Raw genomic sequence first — 16,198 nt, forward strand, 5'->3', positions numbered from 1 at the left:
CTCCAGTGTTGAATGAACACCGGCACGCAAACCTCTGTCGCGCCGGGCTGACGCGGATAGTCGCAAGCGAAAATGATTGCCTCAAACCACCGTGCGCGCGACTGTTGCATTGCAACAATTCGCTCGATCATTTGCAGGCCCGGTCTACATCCCTGTTTCAAAAGGGAAAAACCCGCTTCCTGACAGTCGGATGACACGCAGGGAAGCGGGCTTTTTGCAATTTTCCGGTCGCTTTTTCGATATAGCGCCGGGAGGCAGGTTCACCGCCCCTTCAGGATGTCGGAGCGCGAAGTCGTATAGACAAGCCCGTCCGGGCCGAAATGGACGTTGAAGAACGCGTCGGTGTTCACGCCATCCTCGAGCCAGCGCCAGCTCCACACCGTCTCGGGCTTGAGCGGGTACTGCGCGATGTCGCCCGGCTTGCCGAGCAGGCGCCGCACCTCGTCCTCGTCCATCCCGGGGCGCACCTTCGCGAAGTTCTCGGCGGTCAGCACCTGCGTCGCGCCCGCGTAGTGCCCGCTCGCGTCGAGGTCGACGAACCAGGTCTGATTGCCCATCGGGCCGCGCGGATATTCGAGACGCTTGGAGCCGTCGGTGAAGGTGCGCTCGGTCTCGGGCTTGCCCATCGTGCCGCGCACGTCGGCCTCGGTCGATACACCGACCTTCAGCCCCTTGAGCAGCAGCGGCGCCGGCTTGATCGCGTTGAAAAAATCCCTGATGCGTTGCACGTCGAGATTGCCTTGCTTGTCGTCGCAGCCGGTCAATGCCAGCGCGGCGGCCAGCATCGTGACGGGGAGCAGCCGGAAACGAAAAATCATCTGAGGAAATGCGCGTCGAGAAAACACGCGCCAAGGATACCCGCGCAACGCCAAAAGCGCGAGACGGGCACGCGGCCCGTCTCGTGTTCAATGCGTCGTTTCGGTTTGAGCCTCGGCCGCGCGGCGCGCGGGCGGTGCATCATCCGACACGGCCGGCACCGCACGGATGCGGCGGCGCGTGCGCACGAGTTCGGCAAGCTGCCACGAACCGAGCGCCAGGCAGCCGAACAGCACCTCGCGGCCGCGCTTGACCAGCGCGAGCGACAGCGCCGTCTCGCGATCGACGCCGAACATCTGCGCGAGCAGCACGACGGTCGCCTCCTGCACGCCGAGGCCGCCCGGCACCATGAACGCCGCATGCCGCACGGCCTGCGTCATCGCCTCGATCGCGATCGCGCCGCCGATCGATACCGGATGCCCGAGCAGCGCGAGCGCCCAGTAAATTTCGAGCGCGCCGAGCACGTAGCCGGACAGTTGCCAGAAGAACGCACTGAACAGCAGCGCCGTGCGCGACATCAGCGCGTCGATGTCGCCATCGAGCCGGCGGCCGTCGACGCCCTGCAGCAACCGGTGCGAATCGCCGAGCAGACGCCCCGCGAACCGCTCGATCGCGTGGAAGACGCCGCCGCGCCGCATCAGCACGACGCCGAGCACCGGCAACGGCAGCGTCAGCAGCAGCGCAAGGCCGATCGTGCCGCCGCCCATGTCGTGCGTGGTCGCGAGCAGCAGCACGAGGCCGAGCGCCGCGAACGCATACTGGACGACGATCGTCACCAGCACCTCGACGATCACCGACGCAGTCACGCGGCTCGCGTCGGTCACCCGCCAGCGCGCCATCCGGATCCCGACCAGCTCGCCGCCGATCCCGACCACGGGCAGCAGCCGGTTCACGGCTTCGCGCACGGTCGCGACCCACCACAGAAACGACAGCGACGCGCGCCGGTCGAGCAGCTGGTGCCACGCATACGCGTCGAGCAGCAGCGGCAGCGCGTGAAACGGCACGAGCCACAGCAGCGTGAAGCCGGCGCGCTCGAGCATCAGCGACACGTCGCCGATACCTTCGTGCAGCCCCAGCGCGAGCAGGATCCCGATGCCGATCGGCCAGCCGAGCCATTTGATCCACCGGGTCATGACGGCCGCGCCCCCGCTTCGCGCGACGCACGCGTGCCGCGGCGCATCGCGGGCTGGCCGAACACGTCCGCAAACCCGCCGGTCGCGACGCCGGCCGCCTTCAGCGCGGCCGCGACCCGCGGCGACAGCAGCGCGTCCAGTTCGTCGACCGGGCGGTAATCGGCCATCGTCGGCGTGATCGGGCCGTCGCCGGCCTCGGCCGGATGACAGTAGATCTCGCCGACACCGGGCGGCAGCGCCGCGAGCGCGTCGAGCAGCACGCCCTCGTCCATCGCGCCCGTATGCTCGATCCCGACCACGTAGTCGTTGTGCGCGAGCCCCGCGCGATCGAGCCGGGCGCGCACGAGCGCGATCCACGGCTTGAGCAGCACGGGCGCGCTCGTTTCATACGGCAGCCGCACCGCGCGCAGCCCGTAGTCGCGGCCGATCTCGATGATCAGCGACAGCACGGTCGGATGCAGGTGGAAATGCTTGTGCGCGTTCACGTGATCGAGCGGCAGGCCGCTCGCCGCGAACGCGTCGAACTGCGCGCGGATCTCGCGGCGCAGTTGCGCACGCACGTGCGGCAGGAAGAAGAAGCGGCAGCCGTCCTTCGCCATCGCGTCGCCGAACCGCCCGTCGGGGCCGACGAGCGCGGGAATCTCATGCGCGGGCAGCATGGCCAGCCCGTCCGCGAGGACGAGATGCAGGCCGACCGCGAGCGACGGCAGCCGCCGCGCGCGTTCGATCGCATCCTGCGCCGCGGGCGCACCGACCATCAGGCTCGCGGCGTTCAGCACGCCGTCGCGATGCGCGCGCTCGACCGCCGCGTTGACGCGCGGGTGCAGCCCGAAGTCGTCCGCGGTGAAGATCAGCGCCCGCGCCGCCCGCTGCGTCGTCACGAATCAGGCCTCGTGCGCGCGCAGGAAGCGGAAGAACTCGACGCCTTCGCGCAGACGGCGCTTCATCATGTCCCAGCTCGTCAGCATCTCGCGGACGATCTCCCAGATCTTCGACGGACGGAAGTAGAACTGGCGATAGAACTGCTCGAGGTGGTGATAGATCTCGTCGCGCGACAGGTGCGCATAGCCGATCGCCGCGAGCTGCACGCCTTCCTTGCTGACCAGGTTGATGGTCTTGTTCTCTTCCATCCAGCCGTTCTCGACGGCCTGCTTGTACAGCGTCGTGCCCGGATACGGCGCGGCGAGCGACACCTGGATCGTGTGCGGATTGATTTCCTTCGCGTACTCGATCGTCTTCTTGATGGTTTCCTGCGTCTCGCCCGGCAGGCCGAGGATGAAGGTGCCGTGGATCTTGATGCCGAGCTTCTTGCAGTCCGCGCTGAAGCGGCGCGCGAAATCGGTGCGCACGCCCTTCTTGATGTTCACGAGGATCTGGTCGTCGCCGGATTCGAAGCCGACCAGCAGCAGGCGCAGGCCGTTCTCCTTCATGACCTTCAGCGTCTTGTACGGCACGTTCGCCTTCGCGTTGCACGACCACGTCATGCCGAGCTTGCCCAGGCCGATGGCGATGGCTTCAGCGCGCGGCAGGTCGTCGGTGAAGGTGTCGTCGTCGAACATCAGTTCCTTCACTTCCGGCATGTTGTCGCGGATCCACTTCGCTTCCGCGAGCACGTTCTCGACCGAGCGCGTGCGGTAGCGATGGCCGCTGACCGTCTGCGGCCACAGGCAGAACGTGCAGCGCGACTTGCAGCCGCGGCCCGTGTAGATCGATACGTACGGATAGTTGAGGTAGCCGATGAAGTAGTTGTCGATCTTCAGGTCGCGCTTGTAGACGGGCGCGACGAACGGCAGTTCGTCCATGTTCTCGAGGATCGGACGCGCTTCGTTGTGCTCGATCGAGCCGTCCTTCGCGCGCCAGCTCAAGCCCTTGATCTGCGGGAACGGCTTGCCTTCGGCGATTTCCTTGCAGGTGAAGTCGAATTCCTCGCGGCACACGAAGTCGATTGCCTCGCTCGCCGTGAGCGAGTTGTGCGGATCGACCATCACCTTCGCGCCGACCATGCCGACCAGCATCGACGGCTTCATCTTCTTCAGGTCCTGCGCGAACATCGCGTCGGTCGGGAACGACGGCGTGCTCGTGTGGATGATCACGAGGTCGTAGTCGTTGGCGATCTTCAGCGTTTCCTCGACCGACAGGCCGTCGGCCGGCGCATCGACCACGCGGCTGCCCGGCACGAGCGCGGCCGGCTGCGCGAGCCACGTCGGGTACCAGAAGGAACGGATTTCGCGCTTCGCCTGATAGCGCGAGCCGGCTCCGCCGTCGAAGCCGTCATACGAAGGGGCCTGCAAGAACAGCGTTTTCATGAATGCTCCGGTAGCCTGCATAGTTCGATTCGTTTCAACGATTCAGTCAATAACCCGCGAGCCGCCCTGCCGGCGCCCGCCTCTCTGTCATGTCGCGTCGCGCGGCCTGGCCGCGCGGCGCGTCCCGGCCCTCCGGCCGGATTCGATCGGGAACGCGCGCACGGCCGCTCCCTCGGGCAACGCACCTTAGCGGCCGTCCGCGCCTTCCACCGCCGCCGTCGCGCGCTCGCCGCCGACGACCGCCATCCGCGCGCCGCGCCACACGACGTGCGTGCCGAACGCGGCCGCGAGCCATTCGAGCGCGAGCAGCGTGTCGCGCACCGCGACGAGCGGCAGATCGCGCCAGAACGCGCGCCAGCCGTCCTCGCCGCGCGCGTGCAGCACCAGCCGCCCGAACGTGCCCACGATGGCCGCGCCACCCGCCAGCGTGCCGGCGAAGGTGCCGTCGAGACGCAGCGCGAGCGCCGCGGCGATCGCGAGCCACGGCGCGGTAAACGTGATGAACAGGAACGTGAAGCCGGTCGGATTCAGCGAACGGATCGTGCGTAGCCAGCGCGTCTCGCGGTGCCAGAGCGGCCCGAACGACGGCTCGATCACGTCGGTCGCGACCTCGACCTCGGACAGCACGGTGCGTCGCCCGAGGCGGCGCGGCAGTTCGGCGAGCCAGAAATCGTCGGCCAGCTCGTCCTTCAGCGCGAGCAAACCGCCGATCCGGTCGAGCGTGTCGCGCGTCAGCGCGAGCGTCGCGCCGAAGCCGAAGCGGCTCGAGCGGCCGAGGTGCGCGATCCGCACCGACGGCGCGAACCAGGCATCGACGAACTGCGCGCCGATCCGCGTCCAGAACCCGCCGACGCTGCGCGCATGATACAGACACGTGACGACACCGACCGACGCGTCGGCGAGCGGCGCCGTCACGCGCTCCAGATAGTCCGGCTGCACCGCGATGTCGCTGTCCGCGATCACGATGCGGCCGTACTTCGCGCGTTCGGCCAGATTGATCAGGTTGCTGACCTTCAGGTTCTTGCCGTGCACGCGCGCGTCGATCACGAGCGTGATATCGCACTCCGGATAGTCGGCGCGCAACCGCTCGACGACGGCGACGGCCGGATCGGTCGCCGACGCGACCCCGAACAGCACTTCATGGCGCGGGTGGCGCTGCTCGCAGAACGTCGCGAGGTTCTCGTACAGGTGCGGCTCGGCGCCGCACAGCGGCTTGAGCACGCTGACGGGCTCGAAGCCGTCGCGCGCGGCGGTGCGCGGCGTGCGCGGGCGCGGCGCGAAGGCCGCGGCGAGCGCGTAGCCGGACGCGGCCAGCGTGAACACGAGCAGGAGCCAGTCGAGCAGCGTGACGGTCGGCGTCATGCGCGACGCCCCCCGGCGACGCGGGCGCGCTGCCGATCGATCGAACCTGGTTGAACGTGATTGGGTATTCCGACAGCAACGAACGCGGGCACGACCCGACTCCTTGTTCCAGCAGCGTCTGTGTAATGGGGAGGCTCGGCCCATTCCCCGAAAGCGACCGGCCCCGGCTTCGCGTGGCACATCTCCGCGCGGTGCCCGGACGGGATGCGGGAAGATTCGAATGGCGATCATCGGCACAACATGGACAGGCGCCGGATTTTAGCAGTCCAAGCCAGCCCGCGCTCGGACGGCACGCGAAACGGACTAGTGCGATTTCGGCAAAGCTGTACGGCCGGGAAACCATTCTGGTGCCACTACGTTCACGCTAGCGTAAGCACTTTGCAGGCGTATTGCAGTCTTCAAAATCAAACGTTTCGTGGAAATTTGTATGTCGGTGCGAAGACATGTCCAATCCCCGTAAAGATTAGTAATTATTTGGGGATTGGATTGATTTTTGCAACGATCACGACATACCACCCGACACAAGCTTGCGCCCCTGAAAGGCGCATGGGTATCCGTGCGTCGCCAGCGCGTTCCGGAACCCTTTGGCAAAATCGTCGACATTTGTTGCGCATGCGCATCACCGCGCCCCTCCCTTTAGAAGGCCACCGATGATTCCGTTTTCTGTACTTGATCTCGCCCCCATTCCTGCCGGTGCGGACGCCGCGCAGGCCTTCCGCAATACCGTCGATCTCGCGCAGCACGCGGAGCGCCTCGGTTACCGGCGCTACTGGCTCGCCGAACATCACAACATGCCCGGCATCGCGAGCGCGGCGACCGCCGTCGTGATCGGTCATGTCGCGGGCGCGACGAAGACGATCCGCGTCGGCTCGGGCGGGATCATGCTGCCGAACCATGCGCCGCTCGTGATCGCCGAACAGTTCGGCACGCTCGCGTCGCTGTATCCGGGGCGCATCGACCTCGGCCTCGGCCGTGCGCCCGGCACCGACCAGACCACGTCGCGCGCGCTGCGCCGCGACCTGATCGGCAGCGCCGACTCGTTTCCGGACGACGTCGCCGAGCTGCAGCGCTACTTCGCGGAACCGGTGCCTGGCCAGCGCGTGCGCGCGGTGCCCGGCGCGGGGCTGGACGTGCCCGTGTGGCTGCTGGGTTCGAGTCTGTTCAGCGCGCAGCTCGCCGCGATGCTCGGGCTGCCGTTCGCGTTCGCGTCGCACTTCGCGCCGGACTACCTGATGCGCGCGCTCGAACTCTATCGCGCGCAGTACCGGCCGTCGGCCGCGTGGCCGAAGCCGCATGCGATGGTCGGCATCAACGTGTTCGCGGCCGATACCGACGACGAGGCGCGGCGCCTCTTCACGTCGCTGCAGCAGCAGTTCATCAACCTGCGCCGCGGCACGCCGGGCAAGCTGCCGCCGCCCGTCGACGCACTCGAGGCGAGTGAATTCGAACTCGCGAACGTCGCGCACGCGCTGTCGTTCGCGGCCGTCGGCTCACGCGACACAGTGCGTGACAAGCTGCGCGACCGGATTGCCCAGACGGGTGCGGACGAGGTGATCATCACCGCGCAGATCTACGATCACGCCGCGCGGGTGCGCTCGTTCGAGCTGGCGGCGCAGATCCGCGACGAACTCGCGAACGAAACCCGCTGACCGGACAGGCGCGGCCGCCGGCGCGTGCGCCCGCCGTCACGTCACGACGGGTGCACCGCCTCCAGCCCGTCGAGCAGCGCCTTGTGGAACGCGTCCGGGTCCTGGATCTGCGGCGCGTGGCCGAGCGCCGGGAATTCGACGAGCTGCGCGCCGGGGATCGCCGCCTGCGTACGCTTCGCGAGTTCCGGGTAATGGCCGAGCTTCGCGTGCACGTCGGGCGGTGCCACCTCCTTGCCGATCGCGGTCGTGTCCTTGTCGCCGATCAGCAGCAGCGTCGGCACGCGGATCGCGCCGAGTTCGTACACCACCGGCTGGGTGAGGATCATGTCGTAGATCAGCGCCGAGTTCCACGCGACCGCGTCGCGGCCCGGGCCGCGATACATGCCGGCGAGCATCTGCACCCAGCGCTCGTACGACGGCGACCACTTGCCCGCGTAGTAGGTCGCCTGTTCGTAGCGGCGGATCCCGTCGGCGTTCGTCTTCTGTTCGCGCGCATACCAGTAGTCGACCGGCAGCGGCGGCACGCCGAGCGCCTTCCAGTCCTCGAGGCCGATCGGGTTCACCAGCACGAGCTGCTCGGTCGCCTTCGGATACATCAGCGCATAGCGCATCGCGAGCATTCCACCCGTCGAATGGCCGACGATCGTCGCCGATTTCACGCCGATCGACTCGAGCAGCGCATGCGTATTGCGCGCGAGCTGCTGGAAGCTGTATTGGTAGCGTTCGGGCTTCGACGACTTGCAGAAGCCGATCTGGTCCGGCGCGATCACGCGGTAGCCGGCGCGGCTCAGCACGCCGATCGTGTCCTCCCAGGTCGCCGCGCAGAAGTTCTTCCCATGCAGCAGCACGACGGTGCGGCCGTTCGGGTGCGCCGGCTGCACGTCCATGTACATCATCTCGAGGGTTTCGCGCTGCGACACGAACGCGTAGCGGTGCACCGGCTCCGGATAGGCGAAACCTTCCAGGCGGGGGCCGTACGCGGGCCCGTCGTTGCCGGCCGGCGCCGGAGCGGCGGCCACGGCCGAGGTCGCGCATGCCGCGGCGACGCCGGCGCCGAGCACGGCGGCGCGCGCGAGGGACAACATCTTGCAAATCGAGAGCATGGCGATCACGGTAAGGGGAAATGCACGCGCGCAACCGGGCGGCTTCGCGCCCCGCGATTCTACGCGGTCGTGCTGACGACGGCGCGCAACACTCGATGGCCGTGCGACTTCCGCGCGCGCGACGAACTCGGGTATCGTGTGTCGTGACCCTGAAACGCCTGCAGGCGAACACTCATGAAAAACGTCCTCAGCATTCAGTCGCACGTGATCTACGGACACGCCGGCAACAGCGCGGCCGTGTTCCCGATGCAGCGCCTCGGCGTCAACGTCTGGCCGCTCAACACCGTCCAGCTGTCGAATCACATGCAGTACGGCCACTGGGCCGGCAGCGCGATCGACGCGGCGAAGATGGAGCAGCTCGTCGACGGCGTCGCCGCGATCGGCGCGCTCAAGCGCTGCGACGCGGTGCTGTCCGGCTTCGTCGGCTCGCCGCCGCAGGCGCGCGCGACGGTCGAGATCGTGCGCACGGTGAAGGCGATGAACCCGAACGCGTGGTACTTCTGCGATCCGGCGATGGGCCAGACGGGCGGCGTGCGGCCCGAACCCGGCGTCGAGGAATTCATCGTCCAGGAGATGCCGGCGCTCGCGGACGGCATGTCGCCGAACCACACGGAGCTGCAGAAGCTCGCCGGGCGGCGCATCGAGACCGTCGCCGAAGCCGTCGACGCCTGCCGCGCGCTGATCCGCCGCGGGCCGAAGATCGTCCTCGTCAAGCACCTGCACGACCGCAACAGCCCGGCCGACCGCTTCAACATGCTCGCCGTCACCGAAACCGAAGCGTGGATCGGCCAGCGCCCGCTGTATGCGTTTCCGCGCCATCCGGTCGGCGTCGGCGATCTCACCAGCGCCATTTTCGTCGCGCGCCGGCTGCGTGGCGACTCGGTGCGCGCCGCGTTCGAGCACACGCTCGCGGCCGTGCACGCGGTCGTGAAGGCGACCTACGACGCGCGCCGCTACGAGCTCGAACTCGTCGCCGCGCAGGACGAAATCGCGCGCCCGAGTGAATGGTTCGGCGCGTGGGTGACTGACGCGTGATGCGCCCGCATCGGCCCTGAATCCTCCGAATCCCCCCGAATCCCCCGGTATCTCCCGCTTCTCCGGCGTGCCGCGCGCGCTGCCGCCCTCGCCTCTCCCCCACAGTTCGATCACCGGCGCAATGCCGTCCAGGTCCTGTCCGGTCCGCGCGTGCAAACGTTTTCGGACTTCACATGAATGACACCGATTTTTCGCTATGCTCGCGAGGGCACGACCAGCGCAGCCGCATCCTGCGCCCGGACGCGCCGACTTTTCCCGCATGTCCCGCCAATCGGCTCCCCTCCTTTACGCACGATAACGACCATGACCCGATCGAACCGTCGTGACTTCCTGCGCGTCGCCGCCGGCACTGCCGGCGCCGCCGCGCTGAACCTGTTCCCGCCCGTGATCCGCGATGCGCTTGCGATTCCGGCGAACCGCCGTACCGGTACCATCCGCGATATCGAACACATCGTGATCCTGATGCAGGAGAACCGCTCGTTCGACCACTACTTCGGCACGATGCGCGGCGTGCGCGGCTTCGGCGATCCTCGCCCGCTGCGCCTCGCGAACGGCAAGTCGGTGTTCCATCAGCCGGTCGGCCCGGCCGAGCTGCTGCCGTTTCACCCGGGCGCGGACAAGCTCGGCCTGCAGTTCCTGCAGGACCTGCCGCACGGCTGGCAGGACATGCACGCCGCGTGGAACAAGGGCCGCTACGACCAGTGGGTGCCGAACAAGGGCACCACGACGATGGCGTACCTGAAGCGCGACGACATCCCGTTCCACTACCAGCTCGCCGACGCATTCACGATCTGCGACGCGTACCACTGCGCGATCCCGAGTTCGACCGACCCGAACCGCTACTACATGTGGACCGGCTACGTCGGCAACGACGGCAAGGGCGGCGGCCCGGTGCTCGGCAACGAGGAAACGGGCTACGGCTGGACGACCTATCCGGAAGTGCTCGAGCAGGCCGGCGTGTCGTGGAAGATCTACCAGGACGTCGGCACCGGGCTCGACGCGAACGGCTCGTGGGGCTGGACGCAGAACCCGTACATCGGCAACTACGGCGACAACGCGCTGCTCTACTTCAACCAGTACCGCAGCGCGCTGCCCGGCACGCCGCTGTACGACAAGGCGCGCACCGGCACCAACATCAGCGCCGGCGGTACGCTGTTCGACGTGCTGCAGCAGGACGTGAAGAACGGCACATTGCCGCAGGTATCGTGGATCTGCGCGCCGGAAGCGTACTCGGAACACTCGAACTGGCCGGCCAACTACGGCGCGTGGTACATCGAGCAGGTGCTGAAGGTGCTCGTGTCGAATCCGGACGTGTGGAGCAAGACCGCACTCTTCATCACCTACGACGAGAACGACGGCTTCTTCGACCACGTGCCGCCGCCGTTCGCGCCGCAGTCACGCGACAACGGGCTGTCGACGGTCGCAACGACCAACGAGGTGTTCGCCGGCGACGCGTCGCACATGGCCGGCCCGTACGGGCTCGGGCCGCGCGTGCCGATGCTGGTCGTGTCGCCGTGGACCAAGGGCGGCTGGGTCTGCTCGCAGACCTTCGATCACACGTCGCTGCTGCAATTCATCGAAGCGCGCTTCGGCGCGCAGTATCCGGTGACGGCCGCCAACGTGTCGCCGTGGCGCCGTACGGTGTGCGGCGACCTGACGTCGGCGTTCGAATTCGCGACCGCCGACGCCGCATGGCCGACGCTGCCCGACACGAGCGGCTATGCGCCGCCCGACCGCGTGCGCCACCCCGACTACATCCCGGTGCCGCCGGTGCTGCAGAAGCTGCCGAAACAGGAGGCCGGGCTGCGTCCGGCACGCGCACTGCCGTACGAGCTGTTCGTGCACGGCCGCGTCGAAGCCGCGAACGGCCTGTTCCGGCTGACCTTCGCGAACACCGGCCGCGCGGGCGCGGCATTCCAGGTGCAGTCGCGCAACCGCCTCGACGGCCCGTGGGCGTACACGGTCGAAGCCGGCAAGCGGGTCGCCGATACGTGGAGCGCCGCGGCGTCGCTCGGCCTGTACGACCTCGACGTGTACGGCCCGAATGGCTTCTACTGCCATTTTCGCGGCCCGTTCGCGACCGGCGTCGGCAGCGCGAGCGTGAACCCCGAGGTGATCTACGGCTACGACGTCGCGAACGGCAACATCACGCTGCGCCTGATGAACCGCGGCCACAAGGCCGTGCAGCTCAAGGTGACGAACGCGTACGGCCACGGCCGCGCGCGCACGTTCGACCTCGCACCGGGCGCGCACGTCGACGACTACTGGGATCTGCGCGGCAGTCACGGCTGGTACGACCTGACCGTCAGCGACGGCCGTCCGCTCGGCTTCCTGCGCCGCTTCGCGGGCCACGTCGAAACCGGCCGCCCGAGCACGAGCGACCCGGCCATCCGCACGAACGCGTCGCACGACGACGCCGAAGCCGCATCGGACGCCCTGTCCGACTGACGACGTCGAACGCGGCGCGGCCCCACCGGGGCTGCGCCGCCCATCCTGCCTCCCGTCCGTTCGTGGCGGGAAACTCCCGATACCGGCCGCCCGCGCACGCGCGGAAGCTATGCGCAAATCCGCATCGAATGCGCGGCAAATTGCCAAGACCCGTGCATATCGGCGACCTATATATCGATACGATCGGGGCTCCTCGCCGAGCCTGACGGGAGATTCTTCCGGGAATCATCAGCATGCCGACCTCCCCGCCCGATTCCGAGAAGCGGTCGAACCGCCCACCCGTCGCACGCGTCCGGCCCGCCGGCTGCGTGCGGTATCCACCCGCTGGTGTAGAACAAGAGGAACGAACATGAAATTCCGTCATTCCCTGTTGTCGGTATCGGTCATCTCCGCCTTTGCCCTCCTCTCGCAACAGGCCGCCCGGGCCGCCGACGCGACCGACGTGAAGGTCGGCTTCGCCGCGCCGCTCACAGGCGTGAACGCCGGCTACGGCAAGGATCTTCAGAACGGCGTGCAGCTCGCGCTCGACGATGCCGCCGCGCAGAAGATACAGATCGCCGGCAAGCCCGCGCACTTCAACCTCATCGTGCAGGACGACCAGGCCGACCCGCGCATCGGCGTGCAGGCCGCGCAGGCGCTCATCGACCAGAACGTGTCGGTGGTGGTCGGCCACTTCAACTCCGGGACGACGATTCCGGCGTCGGTGGTCTACGACAAGGCCGGCATCCCGGTGATCGATCCGGCCGCGACCAACCCGACGCTCACGTCGCGCGGGCTCGCGAACATGTTCATGGTGATCGCGACCGACGGCCAGAACGCCGGCAACGCGGGCAAGTACGCGGTCGACGTGACCAAGGCGAAGCGCATCGCGATCATCGACGACCGCACCGCGTTCGGCCAGGGCGAGGCGGACGAGTTCGAGAAGGCCGTGAAGGCGGCCGGCGGCAACATCATCGGCCGCGAGTTCACCAGCAACCAGGCGGTCGATTTCCGTGCGCAGATCACGAGCCTGAAGGGCAAGAACCCCGACCTGATCTTCTTCGGCGGCCTTGATTCGCTCGCCGCGAACTTCGTCAAGCAGATGCGCCAGCTCGGGCTGAACGCGAAGTTCGTCGGCGGCGGCGGCGTGAAGGACAACGAGTTCATCAAGATCGCCGGCCCGGCCGCGGAAGGCGCGATGGCGTGGGAATACGGGCGTCCGCTGGACGAACTGCCGCAGGGCAAGGATTTCGAGCAGCGGTTCAAGAAGCGCTTCGGCGTCGACGTGCTGTCGTACGCGCAGTTCGGCTACGACGCGACCTGGGCCGCGATCAAGGCGATGCAGGCCGCCAACTCGACTGATCCGAAGGTCTACCGTCCGGCGCTGAAGAAGATCGACTTCGAGGGCATCACCGGCCGGATCTCGTTCGCGAACGACGGCTCGCTGAAGAGCGGGATGTCGACGCTGTATCAGGTGAAGAACGGCGCGTGGAAGACGATCGTGACGAAGGGGGGCTGATCGGACCGGACGGGCGACCTGGGTTAGCCAGGCCGCCCGGGCGTGACGGGCGGTGGGAACGCCGCCCGGCCACCCTTCAAACGATGCGGGAACAGGCGAAGGTGCTGCGGCCGCGAAACGATTGGCGCCATTGCGCCGATCTCATACGATGTCCGATGTTGAGGTGATGACCGCCACGGCCCGTCGCGACGCGCGGGCCGTGCAGGCGGCGTCGCGTCAGCTGGCCTGCGTGTCGCGTTCCGCCTCGGCCGCCTCGTGCGCGCGGCGCAGCCGCTCGCGGCTATTGGTCAGGTGCGTGCGCATCGCGGCGCGCGCGGCTTCCGGATCGTGACGCGCGATCGCCTCGTAGATGTCCTCGTGCTCGTGATTGAGCCGGCCGACATAGCGCTCGAGGTCGTCGCCGGCGAAGCGCGCCGAATTCACGCGCGTGCGCGGGATGATCGACGCGCCGAGCTGCGTCATGATGTCGACGAAGTAGCGGTTGCCGGTGGACTGCGCAATCTGCAGGTGGAAGTTGAAGTCGAGCTGCGCGGTGTCGCGCCCGCCACCCGCCCCCGACGCGATCGCGTCGAGCGCACGCCGCAGCGCGGCGAGGTCGGTGTCGTTCGCGCGCTGCGCGGCGAGACTCGCGCATTCGCTTTCAAGGCTGATGCGCAGCTCGAGCACCGCGAGCACGTCGCGCAGCGTCATGATGGTCGCGGGATCGATGCCGAGCGCCTGGCGGCGCGACGGTTCGAGCACGAAGCTGCCGATGCCGTGGCGCGTCTCGATGAGGTGGCTCGCCTGCATCCGCGAGATCGCTTCGCGCACGACCGTGCGGCTGACGCCCTGCGCCGCCATGACTTCGGTTTCGGTCGGCAGCTTGTCGCCGGGACGCAGCGTGCCGTTTTCGATCTGCGCGGTCAGCGCGTCGACGACATCTTGTGCGAGGCTGCGTGCGCGACGGCGCGGCGCTGCGGGAAGCGTGGGCACGGACATGAGGCCGGTTCCTTTTTGAATGATCGTAATGTGAGCCGAGGGTTTACGCGGGGTTTGAGCGAACGCCGATGATTCATTATACTGCGTCACAAGTCATCCGACGACTGATGATCGCGACACGGATCTCCTGTTGACCGAGGCACGCACATCGGCGCCTGCCCGGTCCCGTGGTTCGCGATCGGCCGACCTTCGCGCTTCTGCGCGATATCGGCATCGAGCTGGTCGCTCCCGCCCGTTCGGGTTGCTGTCGACATGCGGGGGCTTGCGCGCCGCGCACGTCGGTTGTCGAATGATCGCACCTCCCGCCGCGCGCGGCAAAGATTTTGCCGCACGGCATCGCCCACTCTTTTGCCATCGCCGCCATGAACGCCGTCACTGCCTCGCCTTCCCACGACACGCCGCGCATCGTCGAGCTGCAAGCCATTCCGGTCGCCGGCCACGACAGCATGCTGCTCAACCTGAGCGGCGCGCACGGTCCGTTCTTCACCCGCAACCTCGTGATCCTGAAGGACAGCGCGGGCCGGACCGGCGTCGGCGAAGTGCCGGGCGGCGAAAGCATCCGCCGCACGCTCGAAGATGCGCGCGCGCTCGTCGTCGGCCAGCCGGTCGGCAACTACCACGCGGTGCTCAACGACGTGCGGCGCACCTTTGCCGATCGCGACGTGAGCGGCCGCGGCCTGCAGACCTTCGACCTGCGCACCACGATTCACGCGGTCACCGCGCTCGAAGCCGCGCTGCTCGACCTGCTCGGCCAGCATCTCGGCGTGCCCGTGGCCGCGCTGCTCGGCGAAGGGCAGCAGCGCGAGCGCGTCGAGATGCTCGGCTACCTGTTCTACGTCGGCGATCGCAGCAAGACCGCGCTGCCCTATCGCGACGGCCGCGGCGCGACCGACGACTGGACCCGCGTGCGCGACGAGGCCGCGCTGACGCCCGAGGCGGTCGTGCGCCTCGCCGAAGCCGCGCACGCGCGCTACGGTTTCAACGACTTCAAGCTGAAGGGCGGTGTGTTCGAAGGCGCGCGCGAGATCGAAGCCGTGACGGCGCTGGCCGAGCGTTTCCCCGAAGCGCGCGTGACGCTCGATCCGAACGGCGCGTGGTCGCTCGACGAGGCGGTGCGGCTGTGCCGCGACCTGCACCACGTGCTCGCCTATGCGGAAGATCCGTGCGGAGCGGAGAACGGCTACTCGGGCCGCGAGGTGATGGCCGAATTCCGCCGCTCGACCGGGCTGCCGACGGCCACCAACATGATCGCGACCGACTGGCGCCAGATGGGCCACGCGGTGCAGTTGCAGGCCGTCGACATCCCGCTCGCCGACCCGCACTTCTGGACGATGCAGGGCTCGGTGCGCGTCGCGCAGATGTGCCGCGACTGGGGCCTCACGTGGGGTTCGCATTCAAACAACCACTTCGACGTGTCGCTCGCGATGTTCACGCACGTCGCGGCCGCGGCGCCCGGGCAAGTCACCGCGATCGACACGCACTGGATCTGGCAGGACGGCGAACGGCTGACGCGCGAACCGCTGAAGATCGAGAACGGGCTCGTGGAAGTGCCGAAGCGGCCGGGCCTCGGCATCGACATCGACATGGATGCGGTCGCGGTCGCGCACGAGCTGTACAAACAGCACGGGCTCGGCGCGCGCGACGATGCGGCGGCGATGCAGTATCTGATTCCGGGGTGGACGTTCAACAACAAGCGCCCCTGCCTCGTGCGCTGAGCGCGGGGACGAACCGGGCGGCGGGTCCACCCGGTGAGAAGGAGATGCGTCGGTTCGCCCGCGCATCGGCGGGTGCCGGGCGGGAAAAGCCTGCCGGCATGAAAAGGAATCGGAATTCGGGCGGCCACGGCCCGCCGGTCGCGATAGAACCGGGC

The 16,198-nt window shown here is 67.9% G+C and carries 12 protein-coding genes; 5 read left to right on the top strand and 7 right to left on the bottom strand.

What is annotated here, in order from left to right; translation table 11 throughout:
• Window positions 1-260 precede the first annotated feature (260 nt).
• From ACVK00_RS17625 to hpnI, 5 genes are all read right to left on the bottom strand, one after another.
• Complete coding sequence (locus ACVK00_RS17625) at window positions 261-818, bottom strand: outer membrane protein assembly factor BamE (RefSeq protein WP_166723072.1); 558 nt, start codon at window positions 816-818, stop codon at window positions 261-263.
• Window positions 819-905: 87 nt separating this feature from the next.
• Window positions 906-1,949: a lysylphosphatidylglycerol synthase domain-containing protein gene (locus ACVK00_RS17630; protein ID WP_284895234.1), complete on the bottom strand. Its 1,044-nt coding sequence runs from the start codon at window positions 1,947-1,949 to the stop codon at window positions 906-908.
• Window positions 1,946-2,830, bottom strand: coding sequence for a hopanoid biosynthesis-associated protein HpnK (hpnK, locus tag ACVK00_RS17635; protein WP_284895232.1), 885 nt, complete (start codon window positions 2,828-2,830; stop codon window positions 1,946-1,948). The genes ACVK00_RS17630 and hpnK overlap by 4 nt, the downstream gene beginning before the upstream one ends.
• Window positions 2,831-2,833: 3 nt before the next feature.
• On the bottom strand, window positions 2,834-4,276 hold the full coding sequence (hpnJ, locus tag ACVK00_RS17640) for a hopanoid biosynthesis associated radical SAM protein HpnJ (RefSeq protein ID WP_324251284.1): 1,443 nt from the start codon (window positions 4,274-4,276) through the stop codon (window positions 2,834-2,836).
• Between the two features lie 165 nt (window positions 4,277-4,441).
• Window positions 4,442-5,617, bottom strand: coding sequence for a bacteriohopanetetrol glucosamine biosynthesis glycosyltransferase HpnI (gene hpnI, locus ACVK00_RS17645; RefSeq protein ID WP_284895229.1), 1,176 nt, complete (start codon window positions 5,615-5,617; stop codon window positions 4,442-4,444).
• Window positions 5,618-6,267: 650 nt separating this feature from the next.
• Here hpnI and ACVK00_RS17650 point away from each other — a divergent pair.
• Entirely contained in the window at window positions 6,268-7,266 is a 999-nt protein-coding gene (locus ACVK00_RS17650) for an LLM class flavin-dependent oxidoreductase (protein ID WP_011656385.1), read from the top strand.
• A gap of 41 nt (window positions 7,267-7,307) precedes the next feature.
• On the opposite strand, the gene ACVK00_RS17655 is transcribed toward ACVK00_RS17650, so the two are convergent.
• Window positions 7,308-8,369 (bottom strand): alpha/beta fold hydrolase, encoded by a 1,062-nt coding sequence (locus ACVK00_RS17655; protein ID WP_284895226.1) that lies wholly within the window; start codon window positions 8,367-8,369, stop codon window positions 7,308-7,310.
• Between the two features lie 174 nt (window positions 8,370-8,543).
• Between ACVK00_RS17655 and pdxY the strand changes: the two genes are divergently transcribed.
• The 3 genes from pdxY (at window position 8,544) to ACVK00_RS17670 (ending at window position 13,350) form a co-directional block, all read left to right on the top strand.
• Window positions 8,544-9,404 carry a pyridoxal kinase PdxY gene (gene pdxY, locus ACVK00_RS17660; protein WP_006755531.1) on the top strand — a complete coding sequence of 287 codons (861 nt, stop codon included), beginning with the start codon at window positions 8,544-8,546 and terminating at the stop codon, window positions 9,402-9,404.
• 303 nt (window positions 9,405-9,707) lie between these two features.
• The gene (locus tag ACVK00_RS17665) at window positions 9,708-11,852 is read left to right on the top strand and encodes a phosphocholine-specific phospholipase C (protein ID WP_354122945.1); all 2,145 of its coding nucleotides are present in this window, start codon (window positions 9,708-9,710) and stop codon (window positions 11,850-11,852) included.
• A 349-nt stretch (window positions 11,853-12,201) separates the two neighbouring features.
• Window positions 12,202-13,350, top strand: coding sequence for a branched-chain amino acid ABC transporter substrate-binding protein (locus ACVK00_RS17670; RefSeq protein WP_006755533.1), 1,149 nt, complete (start codon window positions 12,202-12,204; stop codon window positions 13,348-13,350).
• Between the two features lie 216 nt (window positions 13,351-13,566).
• On the opposite strand, the gene ACVK00_RS17675 is transcribed toward ACVK00_RS17670, so the two are convergent.
• Window positions 13,567-14,328 carry a FadR/GntR family transcriptional regulator gene (locus ACVK00_RS17675; RefSeq protein ID WP_006751845.1) on the bottom strand — a complete coding sequence of 254 codons (762 nt, stop codon included), beginning with the start codon at window positions 14,326-14,328 and terminating at the stop codon, window positions 13,567-13,569.
• Window positions 14,329-14,690: 362 nt separating this feature from the next.
• Here ACVK00_RS17675 and gudD point away from each other — a divergent pair, with 362 nt between their 5' ends.
• Window positions 14,691-16,043, top strand: a complete 1,353-nt coding sequence (gudD, locus tag ACVK00_RS17680; RefSeq protein ID WP_284895219.1) for a glucarate dehydratase — start codon at window positions 14,691-14,693, stop codon at window positions 16,041-16,043.
• Window positions 16,044-16,198 lie beyond the last annotated feature (155 nt).

The sequence above is a fragment of the Burkholderia sp. PvR073 genome, assembly GCF_054055695.1.

What these genes read in the sequence shown, in the direction of transcription:
- ACVK00_RS17625 (WP_166723072.1), bottom strand. Translation starts at nt 818, where the DNA reads ATGATTTTTCGTTTCCGGCTGCTCCCCGTCACGATGCTGGCCGCCGCG.
- ACVK00_RS17630 (WP_284895234.1), bottom strand. Translation starts at nt 1,949, where the DNA reads ATGACCCGGTGGATCAAATGGCTCGGCTGGCCGATCGGCATCGGGATC.
- hpnJ (WP_324251284.1), bottom strand. Translation starts at nt 4,276, where the DNA reads ATGCAGGCTACCGGAGCATTCATGAAAACGCTGTTCTTGCAGGCCCCT.
- hpnI (WP_284895229.1), bottom strand. Translation starts at nt 5,617, where the DNA reads ATGACGCCGACCGTCACGCTGCTCGACTGGCTCCTGCTCGTGTTCACG.
- ACVK00_RS17650 (WP_011656385.1), top strand. Translation starts at nt 6,268, where the DNA reads ATGATTCCGTTTTCTGTACTTGATCTCGCCCCCATTCCTGCCGGTGCG.
- ACVK00_RS17655 (WP_284895226.1), bottom strand. Translation starts at nt 8,369, where the DNA reads ATGCTCTCGATTTGCAAGATGTTGTCCCTCGCGCGCGCCGCCGTGCTC.
- pdxY (WP_006755531.1), top strand. Translation starts at nt 8,544, where the DNA reads ATGAAAAACGTCCTCAGCATTCAGTCGCACGTGATCTACGGACACGCC.
- ACVK00_RS17665 (WP_354122945.1), top strand. Translation starts at nt 9,708, where the DNA reads ATGACCCGATCGAACCGTCGTGACTTCCTGCGCGTCGCCGCCGGCACT.
- ACVK00_RS17670 (WP_006755533.1), top strand. Translation starts at nt 12,202, where the DNA reads ATGAAATTCCGTCATTCCCTGTTGTCGGTATCGGTCATCTCCGCCTTT.
- ACVK00_RS17675 (WP_006751845.1), bottom strand. Translation starts at nt 14,328, where the DNA reads ATGTCCGTGCCCACGCTTCCCGCAGCGCCGCGCCGTCGCGCACGCAGC.
- gudD (WP_284895219.1), top strand. Translation starts at nt 14,691, where the DNA reads ATGAACGCCGTCACTGCCTCGCCTTCCCACGACACGCCGCGCATCGTC.